Origin of the sequence: Flavobacterium sp. (genome assembly GCF_044377315.1) — a bacterium.
In the GTDB taxonomy this organism is placed as follows: domain Bacteria; phylum Bacteroidota; class Bacteroidia; order Flavobacteriales; family Flavobacteriaceae; genus Flavobacterium.
In genome coordinates, this window is record NZ_JBILJG010000003.1 from 93995 (window position 1) to 116282 (window position 22288).

The following is a 22288-nucleotide window of genomic DNA, read 5'->3' on the forward strand; positions in this document are numbered from 1 at the left end:
TGCAAATGTACGAGTATGCTTTTTAAATGGAAACTTTTTGCATCATTCTTTTACTTTTTTTACATAAAAAAAGAGGAATATTGCTACTCCTCTTTTTCAAAATAATTAAGTCCCTTAACTTTTATTGTATCACAAGATCATTGAAAGTAGCTTGGGCATCAGTACTTCCTCCAGCGTTTGTTATATCTCCAGAAGCTACTCCTGCGGCGGTTTTGATTGGCAAATGCCTTAACGTAATTGTAAAACTTCCAGTTGAAGCGGCACCTGTAGTGTAACTAAAATTAAGTCCAATAGGATTACCATTACTATCAAAATCTGAATAAACTGTAGATCCTGTTAAACCCGTTAAGTTATAAAAGAACTGATGCTCTCTTTTTTCTTCTTCCGATTCTTCAATTTCTTCTGAAACAATATCAACTGGATTTTTGGTTTCATCAAGTAGCTCAACAACTCCGTCATAAGTTGTATTTGCAATTAAAGTACCAACAACAGTTAAAACTGGTTGATTAGGGCCGTCTAAATCTTTAGAAGTCAGAGTAACAACATTTGTGCCATTTGTTAAGGTTACTTTTACAGTTGTAATCAATTCTTCTTCATTTACCGGTGGAGCAATTGGATTGTCGTCCTTATCACAAGCTATAAAGCTGATTGAAAAAAGAGTTGCTAATAAGATAGATTTACTTGCTGAAACATTAGTTGCTTTTGTGAATTTGTTTATTATTGTTTTCATAATTTTACTTTTTAATAATTTATTTTTAATTGAACTTGGAAATTTCTCCCTAACTCATCAGCAAAGAAACGTTGACGGTTGAGATAATCTCGATAAGACGTGTTCAATATATTTTGAACTGAAAATGCGAGAACTGAATGAATTTTTGGAAAAACTTTAAACTTTATTTCTGAATAAAAATTCAGTAATCCAAAAGTTGGTGGCGGTGAACTTATATCGACAACAACAGGAAAACTTTCATTATTTTGAAAAATATTAGTTTCAAAATTATTGTTTGGAAACCTATTTTGTCGCATCACTACTTCACTATCTAGCTCTAAAACCAAACTATTCCATTCTTTTTTTGAAAATTGAATTTTGTTTTTGATAGTAAATGGCTGAATATCGATAAGTGGTTCTTTTTGAGATAAATTTTCACCATTTACATAAGACAAAGAAAAAGTATGTTGCCAGTTGGTAGCCATTTTTAGAGTCGTTTGAAAATCTATTCCTGCCAATCTTGCATTATCTTGTTGGTATTCCCAAACAGGAAATGCGCCTCTAATTGTTGTTTCAAAACCTATAGGTCTCAAAAAAATAAAATCTTGAATGAAATTGACATAAGGATTTAATTCAACCGAAAAAGTTTTCCATTTTTTTTGAAATGTTGTGGCAACTTTTACTGATTTCTCTTTTTCTAATGCTAAATCGCCCAACTCAATTACGCCTGTTGAATGGTGCAAACCATCACTAAAAAACTCAGATGGATTTGGGTTTCTTGTCGCCAAACTTACATTAGCAAACCAATCGAACTCTTTTTCAAACTTTTTATGAAAGCCTAAACTTGCACTTATGTTGTGAAAAGTAAATGTTGGTTTAGTCAACCATTGCGATGTATAGTCTGCAAGAATAAAATGACTAAATTGATTGGAATAATTCCGTTCATCCCAACGAGATTTAAAATAATACTTGGCTGCTTCAATTTTGAAAAAATCATACCTTACACCAGATTCAATAGTAAAACTATCTGAAAAACCATAACTCGCCACACCATAACTACCTAAAGTAGTTTTGTCATAATTTGGTATTAATGGACGAATTCCAGTTGAAGGATTTGCAAAATTATCTTGCAATGAGCCATTAACCCCCGTTTTAATTGTCCAATCATGAGTGCTTTTCTTAAAATCTACATTGAAAGAATGGGTTTTTAAATCCAAATCTAATGCTGCGGTGTTCTTAAATATACCTCGTCTAATATCAAATTCTTTTCTTTTATTGAATTGATAAGCATATTGAACCGATAAAAAAGCAGTTTCATTGAAATAGTAATTAAAATTAGCTTTAGCTAAATGATGTTGAACTTCTTGACGCGGTGATTTGATAGTATAAGTAAAATCATTAATTACAGAAGGTATTTGATTATTAATTGAATTGTATAAATCATTTACGTTTCCTGTATGTGATGCACTTAATATTCCAATAGTAGCATTGTAATAGCTGTAAAAAACTGAAATATCATATCTTTTTGCACTAAATTTGACATCACCAGTAAAATTACTTTCACGATTTCCGGTATTTGATAAAACATAATTGGCCGCATTTCTATCGCCTAGATATTTAAAAGTTGCTAAAGTATTATAGCTCCATCCTAGCACATTACCTCTATGAATACTTGTTGAAGCTGTACCGCCATTTCCATTTGAATCATAACTAAGAACTGTTTTTCCAAATAAAGTATCTTTTTTCACCGAGTTTGGTTCGATTATAACCAATCCGCCAACTGCATCTCCACCATATTGTAAGCCAGAAGCCCCTTTTATCACCGTTATTTTTCCGGCTGCATTGATATCAAAACTTGGAGCGTGTTCAACCCCCCATTCTTGATCTTCTAACCTCACATTATTGCTTATTACAGGAATTCGACTGCCAAACAAACCATTTATAACAGGTTTTACGACAGTGCTGCCTGTTTTTAAACTTGAAACACCTACAACTTCACGCAACGCATCACCTAGGGATTTTGCGCTGTACTTTTCGATGGTTTCAGTTTTAATTTTTTGTTCAAAAACGGTTTTATTTACAGTATTTCGTTCTTGTTTAACCACAATTTCATTAAGATTAGAAATGCTTTTTTTTAAAACAAAATTGACAACTTCATTTTTGGCAATAACCATAGTAGTATCAATAGATTTGTATCCGACAAAAGAAACATGTATCTTGGTTAAACCGTTTGGTAATTTTTTTACACTATAATTCCCTTCAGAATCGCTTGAAACTGTTTTATTTCCGATATGAATATGGCTTCCTTCAAGAGCTTGATTGTCTTGATTGGTAATATTTCCGCTTAGGGTATTTTGTGAAAACAAGTTAACACAAAACAGCAAAAGGCAAAAAATTAGATAACTTTTCTTCTGCATTTTTTTGTTCAAAATATATAAACACTGATTTCACTTTTGGAATATCCAAAAATGATTTTTGTTTAGAAAATTTTAAACAATGGGTGGTCCACGGAGTGAAAAAAGACTTCCAGAGAAGAATTGTATATTTCCTACATAATCAGAAAAAAGAGCTATTGATTTAGGCTCAACTTTTTCTAATTTGAATGAAAAAAAAGAAGTAGAAAAAACACCACTGAAAGTAAATTCGCAAACAAAACAATCATCAAAATCGTGATGTGCGTGAGAAATTTCAGTTTTATACTTATCGTATTTATGATGGCATTGTTTTTCGGCAAAAAGTTCTTCTAAGTGATGTCCGGCATGAAATGATTGTAAAAGTAACGCTACTAATACAATCAATCCTATAGAAAAACCAAATATGCATGCCTTTTTATTCATAACATGCAAATGTAATACTCTAAAAAAGAAACCCAATTGATTTTAACAAAACATTTAGTCAATTGGGATTTACTATTTAATTTTAGTAACGAGGCAATCTTTCAACACCCATGTTAAACAAGGTAAATGCTTGTATATCTGCATTTTCCTGAATAGTTGCTGAAGTAGATTTTCCTGCTCCATGACCAGACTTTACATCAATTCGTATTAGAGTTGGAAAATCACCTTTTTGAGCTTCTTGTAATAGAGCGGCGAATTTAAAACTATGTGCTGGCACTACTCTATCATCGTGATCTCCTGTTGTGATTAATGTTGCAGGATATTGAACATCGTTTTTTACATTGTGAACTGGAGAATATTTTAGTAAATACTGAAACATTTCTTTTGATTCTTCTGCAGTTCCATAGTCGTAAGCCCAGCCAGCTCCAGCTGTAAATGTATGGTAACGCAACATATCTAACACCCCAACTGCTGGCAATGCTACCCTTGCTAAATTTGGTCTTTGTGTCATGACTGCCCCAACTAGTAACCCGCCGTTTGAACCACCTTTTAGTGCTAAATAATCAGATGAAGTGTATTTGTTATCAAATAAATATTCGGCTGCTGCTATAAAATCATCAAATACATTTTGCTTTTGCATTTTAGTTCCCATAATATGCCATTTTTTTCCATATTCGCCGCCTCCACGGATATTTGCCACCGCAAGAACACCATTATTTTGAAGCCAAACTGCATTTGCTACTCCAAAACTTGGTGTAATACTTATATTAAAACCACCATAACCGTAAAGAATTGTTGGGTTTTTACCGTTTAAATCTAGCCCTTTTTTGTAGGTAATTATCATTGGAACTTTTGTTCCATCTTTAGAAGCATAAAAAACTTGTTTGCTTTCATATTCATCACTATTGAAAGCTACTTTTGGTTGTTTATATAGTTTAGAATCTCCAGATTTTGGATAAAACTGATAAATACTTCCAGGGGTTATATAATTGGTGAAATAGAAATAAAGTTTTTCATCTTTCTTTTTACCGCTAAATCCAGAGACTGTTCCTAGTCCTGGCAATTTTATCTTATTAACAATATTTCCTTTATAATCATATTGAAGTACAGAAGAAACTGCATCAACTAGGTATTCTGCAAAAATATAACCCGAACCAGTTGTGACTGACAAAACATTGTCGGTTTCAGGAATAATTTCTTTCCAATTTTTTTCGATTGGATTAGAAGCGTCAACCGCTACCACTCTTTTATTTGGAGCATTTACATTAGTAATTAAGTAAATAGTCGTAGCATCATTATCTACTACATCTACATCATTATCAAAACCCTCATTAACTTTAATTAATTTAGATTTTGGATTGCTCAAATCTTGTAAATAAAGCTCGTTTCCTGAAGTGGAAACCGCAACAGAAATAAACAAATATTTATCATCTTCTGAGATAAAACCACTTACATAGCGGTACTTTTCTTTATCCCCAAAAATAACTTTATCTGCCTTTTGATTAGTTCCTAATTTATGAAAATACAATTTATGCTGATCTGTTTTGGCACTCAGTTCACTTCCTTTTGGTTTATCATAACTTGAGTAATAAACCCCTTCATTTCCTTTCCAAGATAATCCGCTGAATTTTACATCAACTAATTTGTCGGTTAAGATTTTTTTAGTTTTTGCATCAATAAATACAACTTTTCTCCAATCGCTTCCAGATTCAGAAATTGAATAAGCTGCAATTGAACCATCTTTTGAAAAACTAACTTGATCTAGTGACGTTGTTCCATCTTTTGAAAAAGTATTTGGATCTAAAAAAACTTCCTCTTTTCCAGTTTTATCTTGTCTATATAAAACAGATTGGTTTAGAAGACCATCATTTTTGTAAAAATAAGTAAAATCCCCTTCTACAAAAGGAGCACTTATTTTCTCATAATCCCACATCTTTTTCATTTGATTCACCAAATCATTTCTGAAAGGGATTTTATCTAAATATGCGTTCGTAACTTCGTTTTGAGATTTTACCCAAGCTTCCGTTTCTTTAGATTTATCATCCTCTAACCAATGATACGGATCGCTTATTTTTGTCTCAAAATAAGTATCAATGTGTTCTATTTGATTTGTTTTAGGATATTTTAAATTATCTTTATTAGCTTTACTAGCGTCAACTAAAGTTTGTGCATTACTATTTGCCATAAAAAATAATGAAGTTATTAGTGCTATTTTTTTCATTTTTATAAAATTAGATTATACCAAATTATTTGTAACCAAATATTCGGCAATTTGAATTGTATTGGTTGCTGCTCCTTTTCTTAAGTTATCGGCAACAATCCACATATTTAATGAGTTGGGTTGACTTTCATCTCTACGGATTCTTCCAACAAAAACATCGTCTTTTCCATGGGCGAATAAAGGCATTGGGTACGAAAAAGTATCTAAATTATCTTGAACAGTAACACCATCAGTGTGATGAAGAATTTCTCTAACTTCACTTACGTTAAAATCGTTTGCAAATTCTACATTTACTGCTTCGCTATGACCACCAACTATTGGCACACGAACAGCAGTTGCCGTAACAGTTATTGTTTTATCGCCAATGATTTTTTGGGTTTCGCGAACTAATTTCATTTCTTCCTTAGTGTATCCGTTTTCTTCAAAACTATCGCAATGCGGAATTGCATTTCGGTGAATTGGATATTTATAAGCCATTTCGCCTTGAATTCCAGCGTATTCGTTTTCCAATTGTTGCACTGCTTTTACACCAGTTCCGGTAATAGATTGATAGGTTGAAACAACAACTCTTTTGATTTTATATTTTTTATGCAATGGTGCTAAAACCATAACCATCTGTATTGTTGAACAATTTGGATTGGCTATAATTTTATCATCTTTTGTCAATTCAGAAGCATTGATTTCAGGAACAATTAGTTTTTTTGTTTGATCCATTCTCCATGCAGAAGAATTGTCTATTACAGTTGTTCCAACTTCGGCAAACTTTGGTGCCCAGGCTAATGATGTTTCACCACCCGCTGAGAACAATGCAATATCTGGGCGCATTTCGACAGCAGTTTGCAAACCAACTACTTTATATTTTGTTCCTTTGAACTCAATTTCTTTTCCAACAGACTTTTCGGAAGCCACCGGAATTAATTCGGTTACAGGAAAATTTCTTTCTGCTAAAACTTGAAGCATTACTTCGCCAACCATACCGGTTGCGCCCACTACAGCAACTTTCATATTAACTATATTTAGATTTTTAATAAAATTTAGAAACACAAAAGTAGATAGAATTTCAATTAGTTCAACAACAGTTTAAAAAAAGAAAAACCGCCTCAAGTTAAGAAGCGGTTAAGTTAGAATATATAATGTAGCGGAATTATTTTTTTAATAAATCTCTAATTTCAGCTAACAATTGTTCTTGCGTTGGTCCTGCTAGAGCTGGAGCTTCTACTGGTTTTTTCATTTTGTTGTAAGCTTTTACGATCATGAACATTACAAAGCCTACGGTAATTAAGCTAATGATAGAATTTATCCAACTTCCATAAGCAATTACTGCTCCACCCGCTTCCTTAGCCGCGTCTAGCGTTAAATATTTTTTCCCATCAAGCGCAACAAATTTGTTAGCAAAATCCATTCCTCCAGAGAAATGTCCAACAAGTGGCATCATAATATCAGAGACAAAACCATTTACAACCGCACCTACGGCACCTGCCATAATTACTGCAACAGCAAACTCAATAACATTTCCTGTCATAATAAAATTCTTAAATTCTTTTAACATACAATACAATTTTAAGTTATTTTTTGGTTTTTGAAAATCAAAGGTACTTATTTTTTGTAAGATAAAATTAATTGCTGTAAAAATTGAGATTTAATTTTATGAATTTTCTATATTTGTGTTTTAATTTTGAAGTCATGGCAGAAATAACATTAAGGTTTGATGCAAGAAATCCAATTGCAAAAAAAACAATTGAATTTGTACTATCATTAGGTGTTTTCAAAAAAATATCGGGTGTTGAACAAGCATTAGAGGAAGAAAAAAACAATAAACTAAATCACTATAAAGACAGTAAAGAATTGTTTAAACCAATGACCATTGATGCGTTTCAAGAAAGAATAAATAAGTCATCAGAAGATTCAAAAAACGGAAAAGTAACCGAAGTTGATGATTTACTATCTGAAATTGAAAAATGGAGTTGAGAATTAAATGGACTGATTTCTCTAAAAAAGAATTAAAGAAAATTTTTGAATATTACAAAGAAAACGCAAGTATTACTGTTGCTAGAAAACTTGTTTCTGGTATTGCTAAAGAAACAGTAAAACTGAAGAAACAGCCAACTATTGGTCAAGAAGAAGATTTATTAAAATCGGATTCAAGAGAATTTAGATATTTGGTTTATAAAAATTACAAAATAATCTACTTAGTTAGTATCGAAAACAATAGCATTGAAATTTTTGATGTTTTCGACACAAGACAAAATCCAATTAAAATCAAAAGAGGAAATTAATTTTTGCTATTTGTTATAAATCCTAAGGTTCTCTATACTTTTTGCTCCGTTACACTACACAAAAAAACTCGAACTGATGCTTGTGAACTATTCCCTATAAAAAACCCTTTTCACACGTTGCGAAATGCTGGTCAACACTTCATAAGGAATGGTGCCTAAAAGTTTTGCAATGGCTATTACAGTTGGGTTTTCGCCAAAAATGATGACTTCGTTTCCTTCTTTGCAGTCTATGTGCGTTATGTCAACCATTAGCATATCCATGCAAACGCTTCCTACAATAGGTGCTTTTTGGTGGTTAATCATCACATAGCCAACGCCATTGCCCAAATGTCGCGAAATTCCGTCGGCGTAACCTATTGGGATTGTAGCAATTTTGGTGGTTTTGTCTGCCATAAAGCGTCTTCCGTAGCCAACACTTTCGCCTTTTTGAATGGTTCGTATTTGGGAAATAACCGATTTTAGCGTTCCGACATTTTCAAGGTATTTTTGTTCTTCTTCATCGTTAGAAATTCCGTAAAGGCCTATTCCTAATCGCACCATATCGTATTGCGCTAGCGGATAATTGGAAATTCCTGAAGTATTCAAAATATGTCGAATTGGATTGATTTTCAATTCTTTTTGTAAAGTTGAAGACAGTTTTTCAAACAAACTAATTTGCAAAAGCGTAAACTCGTTGTGCGTCAAATCATCGCTAGTTGCCAAATGTGACAAAATAGATTTAACTTCCACTACTTTCGTTTCTTTGAGTTTAGCGATTAATTCGGGTAAATTGGCTTCTTGAAAACCCAAACGATGCATTCCGGTATCTAATTTTATATGAATTGGAAAGTTTTTCAAACCGCGTTGTTTGGCAATTTGCAAAAAAGCATTCAATCCTTTTATCGAATAAATTTCGGGTTCTAATTGATGCTGAATAATAGCCGAAAAACTCGTCGTTTCAGGATTTAAAACCATAATTGGCAATTTAATTCCAGCATTTTTTAGCGAAATTCCTTCGTCGGCAAAAGCCACGCCCAAATAATCTACTTTGTGATGTTCGAGTAATTTGGCAATTTCAAAACCTCCGTTTCCGTAACCAAACGCTTTAACCATTACCATCATTTTGGTTTCCGGTTTCAATTTAGATTTGAAGAAATTCAGGTTATGACTTATGGCGTTCAGATTAATTTCGAGAACGGTTTCATGCGTTTTTTCTTCTAGAAGCGAAACGATTTTTTCAAATTCAAACGTTCGTGCGCCTTTTATCAAAATGGTTTCGTTGCCAAAAGTCAGATTATCAAAATCTTTTATAAATTCGTCTGTATTTTTATAAGTTACAGCATTTAGAAATTTGTTTTTAAAACTAGAAATAGTTTCGCCAATACCAATAATTCGGTTGATTTTATTAGAAATAATCAACTGAGATACACTCGAGTACAATTCTTCGTTAGACAAGCCACTTTGAAAAATATCTGATAAAATAAGTGTTTTCTTTTTGAATTGTTTTTGATTCTCCAAAAAATCCAATGCAATTTTTAAAGACTGAAAATCAGAACTATAACTATCATCAATTAAGGTTGAATTGTTCATACCATTTTTTAGTTTCAAACGCATTTCTACTGGATAAAGCAATTGCATTCGGTCTTGAATTACTATGTAATCGTAACCAAAATAAAGCAACACCATCAAGCACTGAATTGCATTTTCGATAGAAGCATCATCCTGAAACGGAATTTTGATTTCAAACTTAGCAGTTGTAGTTTTAACTCCAAGAATTGTTTTGTCCAGAATCGATTTTTTTGAAATAAAAACATCGACATTTACTTCTTTACAACTCCAAGTAAACTTTTTGATTTCGGGTTTTATAAATGCGTCAATCGTTTTATTTTTGTTATAAATTAAAACGGATACATCTGAAAAAAGCTTTAGTTTTTCTTTAATTTTTTCGCCAATATTTGCAAAACCTTCATCGTGTGCCGAACCAATATTAGACAAAATCCCTATCGTTGGCTGGATAATAGCTTGCAGTTTTTGCATTTCGTTTACAGTCGAAATTCCGGCTTCAAAAATACCAAAATTATGTTTTTCGTTAATTCCCAAAACCGAAAGCGGCACTCCAACTTGCGAATTGTAACTTTTTGGACTTCTAATAATATTGTAATCAGGACTTAGCAAGAAATTCAACCATTCTTTGATGATGGTTTTTCCGTTGCTACCTGTAATTCCGATAACTGGAAATTGAAATAAACTACGATAGTAAGCAGCAATTTTTTGAAGTGCTTCAAGCGTATTTTCAACTTGAAGAAAAACAGCTTTGTCTTTTACATTTTCAGGAATATAATGAACCAAAAAAGTTTTTACGCCTTTGTTTATCAACTCTTCAATATAAATATGTCCGTCGTGATTAGGACCAACTAATGCAAAAAAAAGTGTTTCGCCATCATTTTGCAACGAACGACTATCGATAGAAATGGTTTCTATAACTTCATTAGTAATTTTGCCAATTACTTGAGCGTTTACTAGAGAAATTATATTTTGGAGAGAAATGGTCAATTATTGTTATTTAGGACAAATTATCAATTCTGTTTTTCCTTCAACTAAATCTTTCAAATAAGCTTCAAACATTTTAGATAAACTAGTATTTTTTTTACGAGCTAATTTTTTTGCCGTAATAATAGTTTGCTTATCAGTTTTAATAACAACTCTTACATCCATTTTTTACTTATTTTCTTTCTGTTTGCTTAAAATTTCAACGTTTTTTACTTCAATATTTTCTCGCATTGCTTTATAATAAGCAGCTCGACTTAATGGCTCATATTCTTCGGTTTCACCTAAAAGCACTAAATTATCATTGTCGGCTTTTCTAAAACTGTAATGTGCTAAATTTCCTGTTCGAGTACAAACGGCGTGCACTTTGGTAACATATTCGGCAGTTGCCATAAGTGCCGGCATTGGTCCAAAAGGATTTCCTTTAAAATCCATATCCAAACCTGCTACGATTACTCGAATTCCAGAATTGGCCAAATCGTTACAAATTTTAACAATTTCATCATCAAAAAACTGCGCTTCGTCAATACCCACAACATCGCAACCTTGTGCTAAAATAGAAATATTAGCTGCTGCAGGAACCGGTGTCGAACGAATTTCGTTTTTATTGTGAGAAACAACCATTTCCTCATCATAGCGAGTATCAATAGCTGGTTTGAAAATTTCAACTTTTTGTTTGGCAAACTGAGCTCTTCTTAGTCGTCTGATAAGTTCTTCTGTTTTGCCCGAAAACATCGAACCGCAGATAACTTCTATCCAACCAAATTGCTCTTCGTGATTTACTGTATTTTCAAGAAACATTTTGTACTTTTATACCTTTAATTAGGATTCGTTTTTTTTCTTTGTTATCGAAACAAAACGACGTAAATATTTTTTACATTTACATCGATTCAAATGTAGAAAATATTTAGTATAACTAAGATAAGCAATTTACTATAATTTAAGAAAGTTATGAAAAAAAGATTGGAAGCCGATTTAATCAGTATTGCGCATAGAGTTTTGAAGCTGAAAAACAAATCAGAAGTAGATCAATTGTATCTTGAAACTCGAAAATTATATGAAGCATTGACTGTTTTGAAATTTTACGGCGACAATTACGAACAAGTAAAAGCCGAAATTTCAGAAGAAGATATCGCCGAAAAATTAGTCGTTGCATTAGAAGAAAAAGAAGTTGCGGCCGAAATCCTTACCGAATTGAGCGATAGCGAACAGAAGAAGCAATTAAAAGCTGAAAAAAAATCTAAAAAAGTGGTTGACGAACCGATAGAAGAATCAATTGCCGAAGAAAAGATTGAAGCTGAAATAGAAATTCCGGAAGAAGAAATTATCCCGGAAGAAGATGTTCTTACAGAAGAAACTATGGTTGAAGAAATCGTTTCGGAAGAAGAAGATCTTACAGAAGAAACTACGGTTGAAGAAATCGTTTCGGAAGAAAAACCAATTTTAGAAGAAAAAGAAGAAGTTGTAACAGAAACAATTGAAGAAAATACTACGAAAGAAAAAGTTGCAAACGAAGAAAATGTTGAAAGCGAAAAATCGGAAATTGACACAAAAATTGAACCGTTAAACGAATTGCTTGAAATGCTATCAACTACTAAAGAAGAAACAGTAGCTGCTACAAAACCCGAATTTGAATTCACTTTTGATTCTAAAATAAACGAAAAACCAGAAGATATTAAAATAGAAAAAAACGAAAACCCTTCAAAAATTCTTTTTGACGATTTTCTTGGAACTAATTATTCCGAACCCGTTTTTGTAAAGCCAGAAGAATTAGAAGCTGAGAAAAAAGCTAAAGAAGAAACTACAAACTTGGCTGATTATGTGGCAAAAACATCATTAAACGATAAAATTTCGCGCGGACTTACCATTGGCTTGAACGACCGTGTGGCATTTATGAAACATCTTTTTGATGACAATAGTGAAGATTACAACCGCGTTTTGTCACAATTAATCACTTTCGATTCGTTGCAAGAAGCTACAGATTTCATAGATAACTTTGTTAAGCCAGATTATAACGATTGGAATGGCAAAGAAGAATATGCCGAACGTTTTATGGAAATTATTGAGAAAAAATTCTCCTAAATGGGAAAATTATACATCGTTCCCACACCAATTGGCAATCTTGAAGACATGACTTTTAGAGCCATTAAAGTGCTCAAAGAAGCCGATTTGATATTGGCAGAAGACACGCGAACAAGCGGAAAATTGCTAAAGCATTTCGAGATTTCTACGCACATGCACAGCCATCACATGCACAACGAACACAAAACCGTTGAAAATTTGATAGCTCGACTAAAAAGTGGCGAAACCATTGCCTTAATTTCCGATGCAGGAACACCAGCCATTTCTGATCCTGGATTTTTATTGACACGCGCTTGCGTTGAAAATAATATTGAAGTCGATTGTTTGCCGGGCGCAACTGCTTTTGTACCAGCATTAGTAAATAGTGGTTTACCAAACGACCGATTTATATTTGAAGGCTTTCTACCCGAAAAAAAAGGAAGACAAACAAGATATTTAGCTTTAGCAGAAGAAACCCGAACCATGATTTTCTATGTTTCGCCACATAAATTGGTGAAAACTTTAGCCGAATTTGTGCACTATTTTGGAGCAGAACGCCTAGTTTCTATTTCAAGAGAATTATCAAAACTACATGAAGAAACCATTCGCGGAACAGCCGAAGAAGTATTAAAACACTTTGAAGCCAAAGCTCCGAAAGGTGAAATTGTGGCGGTTGTTGGCGGGAAAAAATAGTTTTCAATGTTCAGTTTTCAGTTAGTTATAACATAATTAAATTTAGTTATGAAAAAACATTTTGCTCTTTTATTATTATCTGTTGTCTTTTTTTCATGTAAAAAAGAAGAGAAAGATGATAGTTACAAATATTTATATGATAAACTTGTTGAATTATCAAAGAGAGATCATAATATTGCAGATGGAAAATATCTAGAAAATTAAAAATGATTTTCCTAAAAAAGAAAGATTTGATAGCTTATATAAGATATCTTTAGATATTGAAAAAAGTTTAAAAGATTAGATTTTTCCAATCGTGAAAAAGCAATAAATTTTAGAGACTCTACTATTAAAAGTCAAAATTTGCCGTCAGGAATAAATGATAAAGACGATTTTAAAAACCTAAATGATAGTGTCTTTAAAATTAGGATGGAATTAGAAATCTTAAATTTAAGAGAATCTTTTCATTACTTGAGAATTTATGATAGAAAAGAACCATTATAATTTGAATGTTAGAATTATGCAACACTTAATAAATCAAAAATCGTTTCATGCAACCATTGCTTATATCGATGAAAAATATGATTTTACACCAACAGCTTTTAAAAACGGAAATCAATTTAACAACGCAAACGAAAATAATGGCTCTTGCAAAATTTTCGCTTTCGCCAAAATAAATAATTTAGAAAAAGACGAAACTTTATCGCTTTTTGGAAGTTATTATTTTAATGATGTTTTAAAAAATCTTGATGCGACTGACCATCAAAACATTCGAAATTTTATAACCTTTGGCTGGGATGGAATTTCATTTGATGGTGAAGCTTTGGAAACGAAGTAATCGTTAATTACATTTAACAATTACTAAGGTTAATTGTTAAACATAGTCAACAATTTTAATTATTAATTGTTGTTTCTACTTAACAATTTCTAATATTTGATAAAATGAATTTCTTAAAATACTGCTATTCAATTAAATAATATTTTTCATATCTTTGCAAAACATTTACACGCCATAAAATCATAATTCATAATTTTTAATTCATAATTAAACTATGCGTTGGACATTAAAATCGAAGCCAGAAAAAGAGAAAGTTCAAAAACTACAAAACGAACTTCAAGTAGACGAAATTATTGCTACATTACTAATTCAACGTGGTGTTGAAACGTACGAACAAGCCAAAACATTTTTCAGACCAACTTTAGACGATTTGCACAATCCGTATCTTATGAAAGACATGGACAAAGCAGTTTCTCGTATTGAAAAAGCCATTGAATATGAAGAAAATATTCTGATTTTTGGCGATTATGATGTAGATGGAACAACAGCTGTTTCGCTAGTTTCTTCTTATTTAAAAAGTTATTATCCTAATATTGCGACTTATATTCCAGACCGTTACGATGAAGGTTACGGCATATCGTACAAAGGAATTGATTACGCCGATGACAACGGAATTTCGCTAATAATCGCGCTAGATTGTGGCATAAAATCTATTGATCATATTGCTTATGCCAATGCAAAAAATATCGATTTTATCATTTGCGACCATCATAGACCAGGCAACGAATTGCCCAATGCAGTTGCGGTTTTAGACCCAAAACAAGAAGATTGTTTTTATCCTTATGACGAACTTTGCGGTTGTGGTGTTGGTTTTAAACTCATTCAAGCATTAGCACAAAACAGAAACCAAACTATTGAAGATTTAATTCCTTATTTAGATTTGGTTGCCACTGCGATTGCTGCCGATATTGTTCCAATTACAGGAGAAAATCGAGTTTTGGCAAAATTTGGTTTGGAAGTTATTAATTCAAATCCGCGACCAGGCATAAAAGCTTTGGTTCAAAATGTGAAGAAAAAGGTACTGACCATTACCGACGTAGTTTTTATAATCGCACCAAGAATCAATGCAGCTGGAAGAATCAAACATGGAAATGAAGCCGTTGCTCTTTTGACCGAATATGATTTAGAACAAGCCGAATTTTTTGCTTCCGAAATTGAACAACATAATTCCGACAGAAAAGATTTAGATAAAAAAATAACCATTGAAGCACTTTCGCAAATTGAAACTAATAGCGAAAAAGAAAAATTTACAACTGTAGTTTACCAAGAAGATTGGCACAAAGGAGTCATCGGAATTGTAGCATCCAGATTGATAGAAACTCATTATCGCCCGACAATTGTTTTTACCAAAAGTGGTGATAAATTAGCCGCTTCGGCTCGTTCTGTAAAAGATTTTGATGTTTATAATGCGTTAGAAGCTTGTGCAGAACATTTGGAACAATTTGGTGGTCACATGTACGCAGCAGGCATGACTTTGAAAGAAGAAAATTACGCAGCATTCAAAAAAGCATTTGAAAAAACAGTTCAAGAAACCATACATCCCGATTTGCTAATTCCAGAGATTTCAGTTGACGTCGAAATTAATTTTTCAGATATAAATCCGAAGTTAATTCGATTATTGAATCAGTTTGAACCTTTTGGCCCACAGAATATGACCCCTGTTTTTATGACCAAAAACATTAAAGACACTGGCTACGCCAAACCACTTGGAAAAAATGAAGAACATTTAAAACTTTTTGTAAAACAAAATAATTCAGAAGGTTTTGGCGCAATTGGTTTTGGATTAGGAAGCAAAATTGAACTAACCAAAAATCAAAAACCATTTGAAACCGTTTATTGTATTGATGAAAATGAGTATAATGGCACCGTAACAGTTCAATTACGATTGAAAGATATGAAATAAGACAAACAAAAAACCCGACTTCAATTGAAATCGGGGTTTGAGATTCTTCCTTCGTCAGAATGACAAAAGGTTGATTAGTATCTGTAATATTCTGGTTTGAATGGTCCAGCAACTTCAACACCAATATAAGCAGCTTGATCGTCACGTAACGTTTCTAATTCAACACCTAATTTAGCTAAGTGTAAAGCAGCTACTTTTTCATCTAAATGTTTTGGTAACATGTACACTTCATTTTTGTATGCTGCGCTGTTAGTCCATAACTCAATTTGAGCTAAAGTTTGGTTTGTAAAGGAGTTACTCATTACAAAACTTGGGTGACCAGTTGCACAACCTAAGTTTACTAAACGACCTTCAGCCAAGATAAGAATGTCTTTTCCAGCGATAGTATATTTATCAACTTGTGGTTTGATTTCAACTTTAGATGCACCGTGGTTTTTGTTCAACCAAGCCATATCAATTTCGTTATCAAAGTGACCTATGTTACAAACGATAGTTTTGTCTTTCATTTGCTCAAAGTGAGAACCAAGAACAATATCTTTATTTCCTGTTGTAGTAATAATAATATCAGCATTTGCAACAACAGTGTTTAATTTTTTAACTTCAAATCCGTCCATTGCAGCTTGTAAAGCACAAATTGGATCAATTTCAGTAACGGTTACAATTGAACCCGCACCTCTAAATGAAGCAGCAGTTCCTTTTCCAACGTCACCATATCCACAAACAACAACTCTTTTTCCAGCTAACATAATATCTGTTGCTCTTCTCACAGCATCAACAGCCGATTCTTTACAACCATATTTATTGTCAAATTTAGATTTAGTAACCGAATCATTTACGTTAATTGCAGGCATGAATAAAGTTCCGTTTTTCATTCTTTCATACAAACGGTGAACACCAGTTGTAGTTTCTTCTGATAAACCTTTAATTCCAGGAATTAATTCTGGGTAACGGTCAAAAACCATATTTGTTAAATCACCACCATCATCAAGAATCATGTTCAACGGTTGTCTGTCTTCACCAAAGAATAATGTTTGCTCAATACACCAGTCAAAAGACTCTTCGTCTAGACCTTTCCATGCGTAAACTTGAATTCCAGCAGCAGCAATAGCAGCAGCAGCTTGATCTTGAGTTGAGAAAATGTTACAAGATGACCAAGTAACTTCTGCTCCAAGAGCAATTAAAGTTTCAATTAAAACAGCAGTTTGAATAGTCATGTGAAGACATCCTGCAATTCTTGCACCTTTTAATGGTTGAGTTGCTCCGTATTCAGCTCTCAACGCCATTAATCCGGGCATTTCAGCTTCAGCCAATTCAATTTCTTTTCTTCCCCAAGCTGCAAGGTTAATGTCCTTAACTTTGTAAGCTACAAATGGTAATGTTTGTGTACTCATCAATTATGTATATTTGTATTTTTAAAATTTGGTGCAAAATTACAACATAGGTTTTGATTTTAATAATTTATTTTCAAATTTGTGAAATGTATAAATGTTTAATCTTTTGAAAAACAACAAAATACTAAATGCCATTATTTAAAATCATTTATTTATCAAAAAACGCTAAACTGTATCTTTGGAAGATTACAGAAGATTTTGATACGCTTTTCAATCGAGTAAATCTAAAAGATTCGTCTTTGGCACGATTGGAAACAATGAAATCTGAAAGTCATAGAAAGGGTTTTTTAGCAGTTCGAATGTTATTGCAACACAATGATTATAATGATTTTGACTTGTATTATGATAAATTTGGAAAACCACATATAAAATCACAAGGTTGTAGTATCAAAGATGTTCATATTTCAATTTCCCATTCCAATGATTTTTCTGCAGTTGTAATAAGTGATGAGAATATTGGTTTGGATATTGAAATTCTCAAAGAAAAGACTTTAAAAATAGCACCAAGATTTATGGGTATTTCTCATTTAGAAAATTTGAATAAAGAAGAAAAAATTAAAAAAGCAACGGTAGTTTGGGGAATAAAAGAAAGTATTTTCAAAATTAAAAATGAAAAAGGAATCAGTTTTCCTGACCATATATTTGAAGACGATTTCAATTTTGAAGATAAAAAAGCATCCGCAACTTTAAAATTCAACGATAAAGAAGAAAAGTTCCAAATTCAATTTGATTCAATAGAAGATTATATCTTTGTATGCGCTTTTGAAAATATAAAATAAATTTCTTAAATCTGTTTTTCCAAAAAAATGTCAATATACCAACATTTAGTAAATTCAAAAGCCAAAGGCCAAAAACTTCTTGCCATTCTTCTCGATCCCGATAAATTGGCGTTAGAAAACCTTTCGGATATAATACAAAAAATAAACAAATCACCAGCAACGCATATTTTTGTTGGTGGAAGTTCATTTAACGGAACATATTTAGACGAATTGATTATTGAGTTAAAATCAAAAATTAACTTACCATTTCTACTGTTTCCTGGAAATCCTTCTCAAATTTCTGATAAAGCTAACGGGATTTTATTTTTAACATTACTTTCAGGAAGAAACCCAGATTATTTAATAGAACATCAAGTAAACGCAGTACCAATCATAAAAAAAACTAATTTAGAAGTCATTTCAACAGGATATATTTTAATAGAAAGCGGGAACGAAACCGCTGTTGAAAGAGTAAGTCAAACCAAACCTTTAGATAGAAATAATCACGAATACGCTTTACAAACCGCACAAGCTGGAGAATTTATTGGCAACAAATTAATTTATTTAGAAGCTGGAAGTGGCGCAAAATTATCAGTGCCAACTGAAATGATTTCTTTAGTTTCGCAAAACATAAAAATTCCATTAATTGTTGGTGGCGGCATTCGTTCCAAACAAGAAATTGAAAATGCTTATAATGCAGGCGCCGATTTAGTTGTTATTGGTACTGCTTTTGAAAATGATATCAATTTTTTCAATTCATAAATCAAAATTCATAAATTGACAATCGTTAAACTAATGCTAGAATACCTTTTTGCTCAATATAAAAATTATCCAACCTATGAAATTGTCCTAGAAATTACAGCAATAATTTTTGGACTATTTAGCGTTTGGTTTGCCAAAAAAGACAATATTTTAGTTTTTCCAACAGGATTAATCAACACTTCTATTTATGTTTTCTTACTTTGGAAATGGTCACTACTAGGCGACATGATGATAAATGCCTACTATTTTGTAATGAGTATTTATGGCTGGTATCATTGGACGAGAAAAAAAGGTGATGAAGTTGCTTATCCAATTGCAAGAATTACTAAGAAAGAAATTAAATTTTCTTTAATCCTATTTATAGCAACAATTCTATTTGTTGTTGCTGTTTATCATATTTTTAATAAATTTACAAATTGGATGGCATATGTTGACACACTGATTACAGGGATTTTCTTTGTTGGTATGTGGCTCATGGCTAAAAGAAAAATAGAGAATTGGATTTTTTGGATAGTTGGTAATTTACTTTCAATTCCATTATTTTTTGCAAAGGGATATACCTTTACTAGCATACAATACATAATATTTACAATTATTGCCGTTTTTGGCTTTACAGAATGGAAGAAAATCTTAAACAATTACAATCTGAAATAATCAAGATTGCAATGTATGGGCCAGAATCTACTGGAAAAACGACATTAGCAAGTCAACTAGCAAATGCATTCAATACAATTTGGATACCCGAATTTGCACGCGATTATTTGCAAGACAAATGGGATATAAAGCAAGAAATTTGTTCCCAAGAAGATTTAATTCCTATCGCGATTGGGCAAACAAAACTTGAAAATGAAGCACTTTCTCAAGCTACTAAATTTCTTTTTTGCGATACAAATTCTTTAGTTACCAAAGTTTTCTCTGATATTTATTATACTAATTGTGACTCAATTCTTGAACAAGCGGCTCGTGAACATAATTATGATTTAATTTTTTTGACAGATATTGATGTAGCTTGGCAACCAGATGATTTGAGAGATAAACCATATGATAGAGAAACAACTTTTGCCACTTTTGAAAAAACAATCAAAGAACTTAAAAAACCTTATATAAAATTATCAGGAAACAAGGAAGAACGATTAGAAAGAGCAACAAAAATTATAACTGATTTAGCCAAAGCAAAACAATTAGGCTTCAATTCGTTCGATTTTGTCGAAATTTATAAAAGAAAAATAAAGTTAGATACTATTAAATTTCAATTTAATATTCTAAAACATGGAATTCCAAAGATAAATCTTGACAGAACAGCTACTATAAATGATGGGATTAGTAAAATAACAAAAGAGGAAGCCACTTATTTTTCTAATTATTTTGATCAAAAAAAAGAAAATCTAAAACTCAAAAAATTTGTTCCCGCTTCGGGTGCTGCCAGCAGAATGTTTAAATTTTTAAACGAATTTTTGAATGATTTTAAGCACGAAGAAGAAAGTATAAATGCCTACATCAATAGAAAAAATGAAAAAAATCTACCCGTTTTTTTAGTAGCAAAAGAAAAATTTCCTTTTTATAAAGAAGTTCTAGAAACTGCCAAAAAAGCCATTCCAGATTTCAGTTCATCCGAAAAAGACATCAGAGATTATTGGTTTATTAAGACAATGTTATCATCCAATTTCGATTATGCAAATAAACCAAAAGGAATTTTACCTTTCCATCAATATGAATCACAAATAGCAACTGCAATTGAAGAACATTTGAAAGAATGTCTTTATTACGCAACATCCAATACTAAATCACATCTTCATTTTACCGTTTCAGAAGAACATCAACCAAGTTTTGAATCAATAATTGATGCAGTTAAGCCAACGCTTGAAAATGATTCAAATGTTTCAATAGATGTTAAGTACTCTTATCAAAATAAATCAACCGATGTTATTGCTGTTGACATTGAAGGAAACCCATTTAGAGATGAAAACAACCAAATTCTTTTTCGACCAGGCGGTCATGGAGCTTTGATTGAGAATTTAAATAATCTAAATGCAGATATTATTTTTATAAAAAACATCGACAATGTAATTCAAAATCATGCAGATGAAATTGCACTATACAAAAAAGCTTTGGCGGGTATTTTAATTTTATATCAAGATCAGATTTTCAAGTTTATGAAAGCCTTAACTTCAGATGCTATTTCAAATGAAAAAATTGCTGAAATTGCCGATTATATAAAATCAAAATTGAATATTTCAATTAAACCAGACTTTGTAAAATATACTAAAGAAAGCAAAGTAGAACATCTTCAAACTATTTTGAGCAGACCAATTCGTGTGTGCGGAATGGTAAAAAACGAAGGCGAACCTGGCGGCGGACCATTTTGGGTAATAGATAAAAAAGGAAAAACATTTTTGCAAATTATTGAATCTTCTCAAATTGATACCAAAGATGAAAATCAGATAAAAATATTTGAAAGCGCAACACATTTCAACCCTGTTGATTTGGTTTGTGGAATAAAAGATTACAACGGACAAAAATTTGATTTGACCAACTTTATAGATGCTAATTCTGGTTTTGTCGTAGAAAAAAATAAAAACGGAAAAACTTATAGAGCCTTTGAACTTCCCGGACTTTGGAATGGTGCCATGGCAAAATGGTTAACCATTTTTGTAGAAGTACCATTAATAACTTTCAATCCTGTGAAAACGGTTAATGATTTGTTGAAACCAGCACATCAACCTCTAGATCAATAAAAATGGAAATTGAAAAAATAATTTCTGAATTAAGTTTCAAAGCCGTTAGAAGTTCTGGCGCTGGTGGACAAAACGTGAATAAAGTTTCTTCTAAAGTTGTTTTGACTTTTGATTTGCTTAATTCGCAATCGCTTACTGATGAAGAAAAAGAACTTTCTCAAAAGAAATTAAAATCCAAATTAACTTCTGAAGGAATTCTTATTTTAAATTGTGATGAAGACAGAAGTCAACTAAAAAACAAGGAAATTATAATCAAACGTTTCCTCGAAATTATAAAAAAAGCTTTAATCGTTCCAAAAGAAAGAAAAGCTACAAAAATCCCAAAATCAGTCATTGAAAAAAGACTGAAAGACAAATCAACCAATTCAGAAATAAAGCAAAACAGGAAAAAACCTAATTTATAGTATTAAGGCTGAAGTATTAAGTATCAAGACAAAAAATCTTAATACTTAATACTTATAACTTAATACTTTTTTTTATATTTGTCCTGTCTCAAAAGGGGTGCTCCAAATTACGAGCTGAGATTATACCCAATGAACCTAGAACAGGTAATGCTGTTTAGGGAAAAGTGACAAAACAGAGTGCACGCTGACCTTTGT

General features: G+C 32.0%; 21 protein-coding genes and 1 riboswitch. Of the genes, 11 read left to right on the forward strand and 10 right to left on the reverse strand.

All coding sequences use genetic code 11. The features are described 5' to 3' along the window. Positions 1-121: 121 nt before the first annotated feature. From ACIQ66_RS01730 to mscL, 6 genes are all read right to left on the reverse strand, one after another. Positions 122-730, reverse strand: a complete 609-nt coding sequence (locus ACIQ66_RS01730; protein WP_396211089.1) for a type 1 periplasmic binding fold superfamily protein — start codon at positions 728-730, stop codon at positions 122-124. 11 nt (positions 731-741) lie between these two features. Next, on the reverse strand, positions 742-3126 hold the full coding sequence (locus ACIQ66_RS01735) for a TonB-dependent receptor domain-containing protein (protein ID WP_396211090.1): 2385 nt from the start codon (positions 3124-3126) through the stop codon (positions 742-744). A 72-nt stretch (positions 3127-3198) separates the two neighbouring features. Next, on the reverse strand, positions 3199-3546 hold the full coding sequence (locus ACIQ66_RS01740) for a hypothetical protein (protein ID WP_396211091.1): 348 nt from the start codon (positions 3544-3546) through the stop codon (positions 3199-3201). 82 nt (positions 3547-3628) lie between these two features. Then, positions 3629-5767: a prolyl oligopeptidase family protein gene (locus tag ACIQ66_RS01745; protein WP_396211092.1), complete on the reverse strand. Its 2139-nt coding sequence runs from the start codon at positions 5765-5767 to the stop codon at positions 3629-3631. 15 nt (positions 5768-5782) lie between these two features. Further along, complete coding sequence (locus tag ACIQ66_RS01750) at positions 5783-6772, reverse strand: aspartate-semialdehyde dehydrogenase (RefSeq protein ID WP_396211093.1); 990 nt, start codon at positions 6770-6772, stop codon at positions 5783-5785. Positions 6773-6911: 139 nt separating this feature from the next. Next, the gene (gene mscL, locus ACIQ66_RS01755; RefSeq protein ID WP_396211094.1) at positions 6912-7316 is read right to left on the reverse strand and encodes a large conductance mechanosensitive channel protein MscL; all 405 of its coding nucleotides are present in this window, start codon (positions 7314-7316) and stop codon (positions 6912-6914) included. 134 nt (positions 7317-7450) lie between these two features. Between mscL and ACIQ66_RS01760 the strand changes: the two genes are divergently transcribed. Both ACIQ66_RS01760 and ACIQ66_RS01765 read left to right on the forward strand, forming a co-directional pair. Next, positions 7451-7735: a hypothetical protein gene (locus ACIQ66_RS01760; RefSeq protein WP_396211095.1), complete on the forward strand. Its 285-nt coding sequence runs from the start codon at positions 7451-7453 to the stop codon at positions 7733-7735. Next, positions 7726-8043, forward strand: coding sequence for a type II toxin-antitoxin system RelE/ParE family toxin (locus tag ACIQ66_RS01765; protein WP_396211096.1), 318 nt, complete (start codon positions 7726-7728; stop codon positions 8041-8043). Before ACIQ66_RS01760 ends, ACIQ66_RS01765 begins: the two co-directional genes overlap by 10 nt. An 87-nt stretch (positions 8044-8130) precedes the next feature. On the opposite strand, the gene ACIQ66_RS01770 is transcribed toward ACIQ66_RS01765, so the two are convergent. From ACIQ66_RS01770 to ACIQ66_RS01780, 3 genes are read right to left on the reverse strand one after another with little or no spacing between them, the layout of a single operon-like run. Then, positions 8131-10575, reverse strand: coding sequence for a bifunctional UDP-N-acetylmuramoyl-tripeptide:D-alanyl-D-alanine ligase/alanine racemase (locus ACIQ66_RS01770; protein ID WP_396211097.1), 2445 nt, complete (start codon positions 10573-10575; stop codon positions 8131-8133). 6 nt (positions 10576-10581) lie between these two features. After that, a complete protein-coding gene (locus ACIQ66_RS01775; protein WP_396211098.1) occupies positions 10582-10737 on the reverse strand; it encodes a DUF6364 family protein in 156 nt (51 codons plus the stop codon). A 3-nt stretch (positions 10738-10740) separates the two neighbouring features. After that, entirely contained in the window at positions 10741-11370 is a 630-nt protein-coding gene (locus ACIQ66_RS01780) for a thymidine kinase (protein WP_396211099.1), read from the reverse strand. 150 nt (positions 11371-11520) lie between these two features. Between ACIQ66_RS01780 and ACIQ66_RS01785 the strand changes: the two genes are divergently transcribed. The 4 genes from ACIQ66_RS01785 to recJ all read left to right on the forward strand — a co-directional run bounded on the left by ACIQ66_RS01785 (position 11521) and on the right by recJ (position 16043). Beyond that, positions 11521-12651: a hypothetical protein gene (locus ACIQ66_RS01785; protein WP_396211100.1), complete on the forward strand. Its 1131-nt coding sequence runs from the start codon at positions 11521-11523 to the stop codon at positions 12649-12651. Continuing rightward, complete coding sequence (rsmI, locus tag ACIQ66_RS01790) at positions 12652-13323, forward strand: 16S rRNA (cytidine(1402)-2'-O)-methyltransferase (protein WP_396211101.1); 672 nt, start codon at positions 12652-12654, stop codon at positions 13321-13323. Between the two features lie 499 nt (positions 13324-13822). Next, the gene (locus ACIQ66_RS01795; protein WP_396211120.1) at positions 13823-14140 is read left to right on the forward strand and encodes a HopJ type III effector protein; all 318 of its coding nucleotides are present in this window, start codon (positions 13823-13825) and stop codon (positions 14138-14140) included. A gap of 214 nt (positions 14141-14354) precedes the next feature. Continuing rightward, the gene (recJ, locus tag ACIQ66_RS01800; RefSeq protein ID WP_396211102.1) at positions 14355-16043 is read left to right on the forward strand and encodes a single-stranded-DNA-specific exonuclease RecJ; all 1689 of its coding nucleotides are present in this window, start codon (positions 14355-14357) and stop codon (positions 16041-16043) included. 74 nt (positions 16044-16117) lie between these two features. Here recJ and ahcY read toward each other — a convergent pair whose 3' ends face one another. Next, positions 16118-17434 carry an adenosylhomocysteinase gene (gene ahcY, locus ACIQ66_RS01805; protein ID WP_396211103.1) on the reverse strand — a complete coding sequence of 439 codons (1317 nt, stop codon included), beginning with the start codon at positions 17432-17434 and terminating at the stop codon, positions 16118-16120. A gap of 128 nt (positions 17435-17562) precedes the next feature. Between ahcY and ACIQ66_RS01810 the strand changes: the two genes are divergently transcribed. From ACIQ66_RS01810 to arfB, 5 genes are read left to right on the forward strand one after another with little or no spacing between them, the layout of a single operon-like run. Beyond that, positions 17563-18213 (forward strand): 4'-phosphopantetheinyl transferase family protein, encoded by a 651-nt coding sequence (locus ACIQ66_RS01810; RefSeq protein ID WP_396211104.1) that lies wholly within the window; start codon positions 17563-17565, stop codon positions 18211-18213. 27 nt (positions 18214-18240) lie between these two features. Further along, the gene (locus ACIQ66_RS01815; RefSeq protein WP_396211105.1) at positions 18241-18954 is read left to right on the forward strand and encodes a geranylgeranylglyceryl/heptaprenylglyceryl phosphate synthase; all 714 of its coding nucleotides are present in this window, start codon (positions 18241-18243) and stop codon (positions 18952-18954) included. A gap of 33 nt (positions 18955-18987) precedes the next feature. Next, complete coding sequence (gene pnuC, locus ACIQ66_RS01820; protein ID WP_396211106.1) at positions 18988-19608, forward strand: nicotinamide riboside transporter PnuC; 621 nt, start codon at positions 18988-18990, stop codon at positions 19606-19608. Then, complete coding sequence (locus ACIQ66_RS01825) at positions 19572-21689, forward strand: DUF4301 family protein (protein WP_396211107.1); 2118 nt, start codon at positions 19572-19574, stop codon at positions 21687-21689. The genes pnuC and ACIQ66_RS01825 overlap by 37 nt, the downstream gene beginning before the upstream one ends. Before the next feature lie 2 nt (positions 21690-21691). Then, positions 21692-22093, forward strand: coding sequence for an alternative ribosome rescue aminoacyl-tRNA hydrolase ArfB (arfB, locus tag ACIQ66_RS01830; RefSeq protein ID WP_396211108.1), 402 nt, complete (start codon positions 21692-21694; stop codon positions 22091-22093). A gap of 83 nt (positions 22094-22176) precedes the next feature. Continuing rightward, positions 22177-22273, forward strand: a riboswitch (TPP riboswitch). Positions 22274-22288 lie beyond the last annotated feature (15 nt).

What these genes read in the sequence shown, in the direction of transcription:
- ACIQ66_RS01795 (WP_396211120.1), top strand. Translation starts at nt 13,823, where the DNA reads ATGCAACACTTAATAAATCAAAAATCGTTTCATGCAACCATTGCTTAT.
- rsmI (WP_396211101.1), top strand. Translation starts at nt 12,652, where the DNA reads ATGGGAAAATTATACATCGTTCCCACACCAATTGGCAATCTTGAAGAC.
- ACIQ66_RS01745 (WP_396211092.1), bottom strand. Translation starts at nt 5,767, where the DNA reads ATGAAAAAAATAGCACTAATAACTTCATTATTTTTTATGGCAAATAGT.
- ACIQ66_RS01785 (WP_396211100.1), top strand. Translation starts at nt 11,521, where the DNA reads ATGAAAAAAAGATTGGAAGCCGATTTAATCAGTATTGCGCATAGAGTT.
- recJ (WP_396211102.1), top strand. Translation starts at nt 14,355, where the DNA reads ATGCGTTGGACATTAAAATCGAAGCCAGAAAAAGAGAAAGTTCAAAAA.
- ACIQ66_RS01740 (WP_396211091.1), bottom strand. Translation starts at nt 3,546, where the DNA reads ATGAATAAAAAGGCATGCATATTTGGTTTTTCTATAGGATTGATTGTA.
- ahcY (WP_396211103.1), bottom strand. Translation starts at nt 17,434, where the DNA reads ATGAGTACACAAACATTACCATTTGTAGCTTACAAAGTTAAGGACATT.
- mscL (WP_396211094.1), bottom strand. Translation starts at nt 7,316, where the DNA reads ATGTTAAAAGAATTTAAGAATTTTATTATGACAGGAAATGTTATTGAG.
- ACIQ66_RS01810 (WP_396211104.1), top strand. Translation starts at nt 17,563, where the DNA reads ATGCCATTATTTAAAATCATTTATTTATCAAAAAACGCTAAACTGTAT.
- ACIQ66_RS01780 (WP_396211099.1), bottom strand. Translation starts at nt 11,370, where the DNA reads ATGTTTCTTGAAAATACAGTAAATCACGAAGAGCAATTTGGTTGGATA.
- ACIQ66_RS01730 (WP_396211089.1), bottom strand. Translation starts at nt 730, where the DNA reads ATGAAAACAATAATAAACAAATTCACAAAAGCAACTAATGTTTCAGCA.
- ACIQ66_RS01750 (WP_396211093.1), bottom strand. Translation starts at nt 6,772, where the DNA reads ATGAAAGTTGCTGTAGTGGGCGCAACCGGTATGGTTGGCGAAGTAATG.
- ACIQ66_RS01735 (WP_396211090.1), bottom strand. Translation starts at nt 3,126, where the DNA reads ATGCAGAAGAAAAGTTATCTAATTTTTTGCCTTTTGCTGTTTTGTGTT.
- ACIQ66_RS01825 (WP_396211107.1), top strand. Translation starts at nt 19,572, where the DNA reads ATGGAAGAAAATCTTAAACAATTACAATCTGAAATAATCAAGATTGCA.
- arfB (WP_396211108.1), top strand. Translation starts at nt 21,692, where the DNA reads ATGGAAATTGAAAAAATAATTTCTGAATTAAGTTTCAAAGCCGTTAGA.
- ACIQ66_RS01815 (WP_396211105.1), top strand. Translation starts at nt 18,241, where the DNA reads ATGTCAATATACCAACATTTAGTAAATTCAAAAGCCAAAGGCCAAAAA.
- ACIQ66_RS01765 (WP_396211096.1), top strand. Translation starts at nt 7,726, where the DNA reads ATGGAGTTGAGAATTAAATGGACTGATTTCTCTAAAAAAGAATTAAAG.
- ACIQ66_RS01775 (WP_396211098.1), bottom strand. Translation starts at nt 10,737, where the DNA reads ATGGATGTAAGAGTTGTTATTAAAACTGATAAGCAAACTATTATTACG.
- pnuC (WP_396211106.1), top strand. Translation starts at nt 18,988, where the DNA reads ATGCTAGAATACCTTTTTGCTCAATATAAAAATTATCCAACCTATGAA.
- ACIQ66_RS01760 (WP_396211095.1), top strand. Translation starts at nt 7,451, where the DNA reads ATGGCAGAAATAACATTAAGGTTTGATGCAAGAAATCCAATTGCAAAA.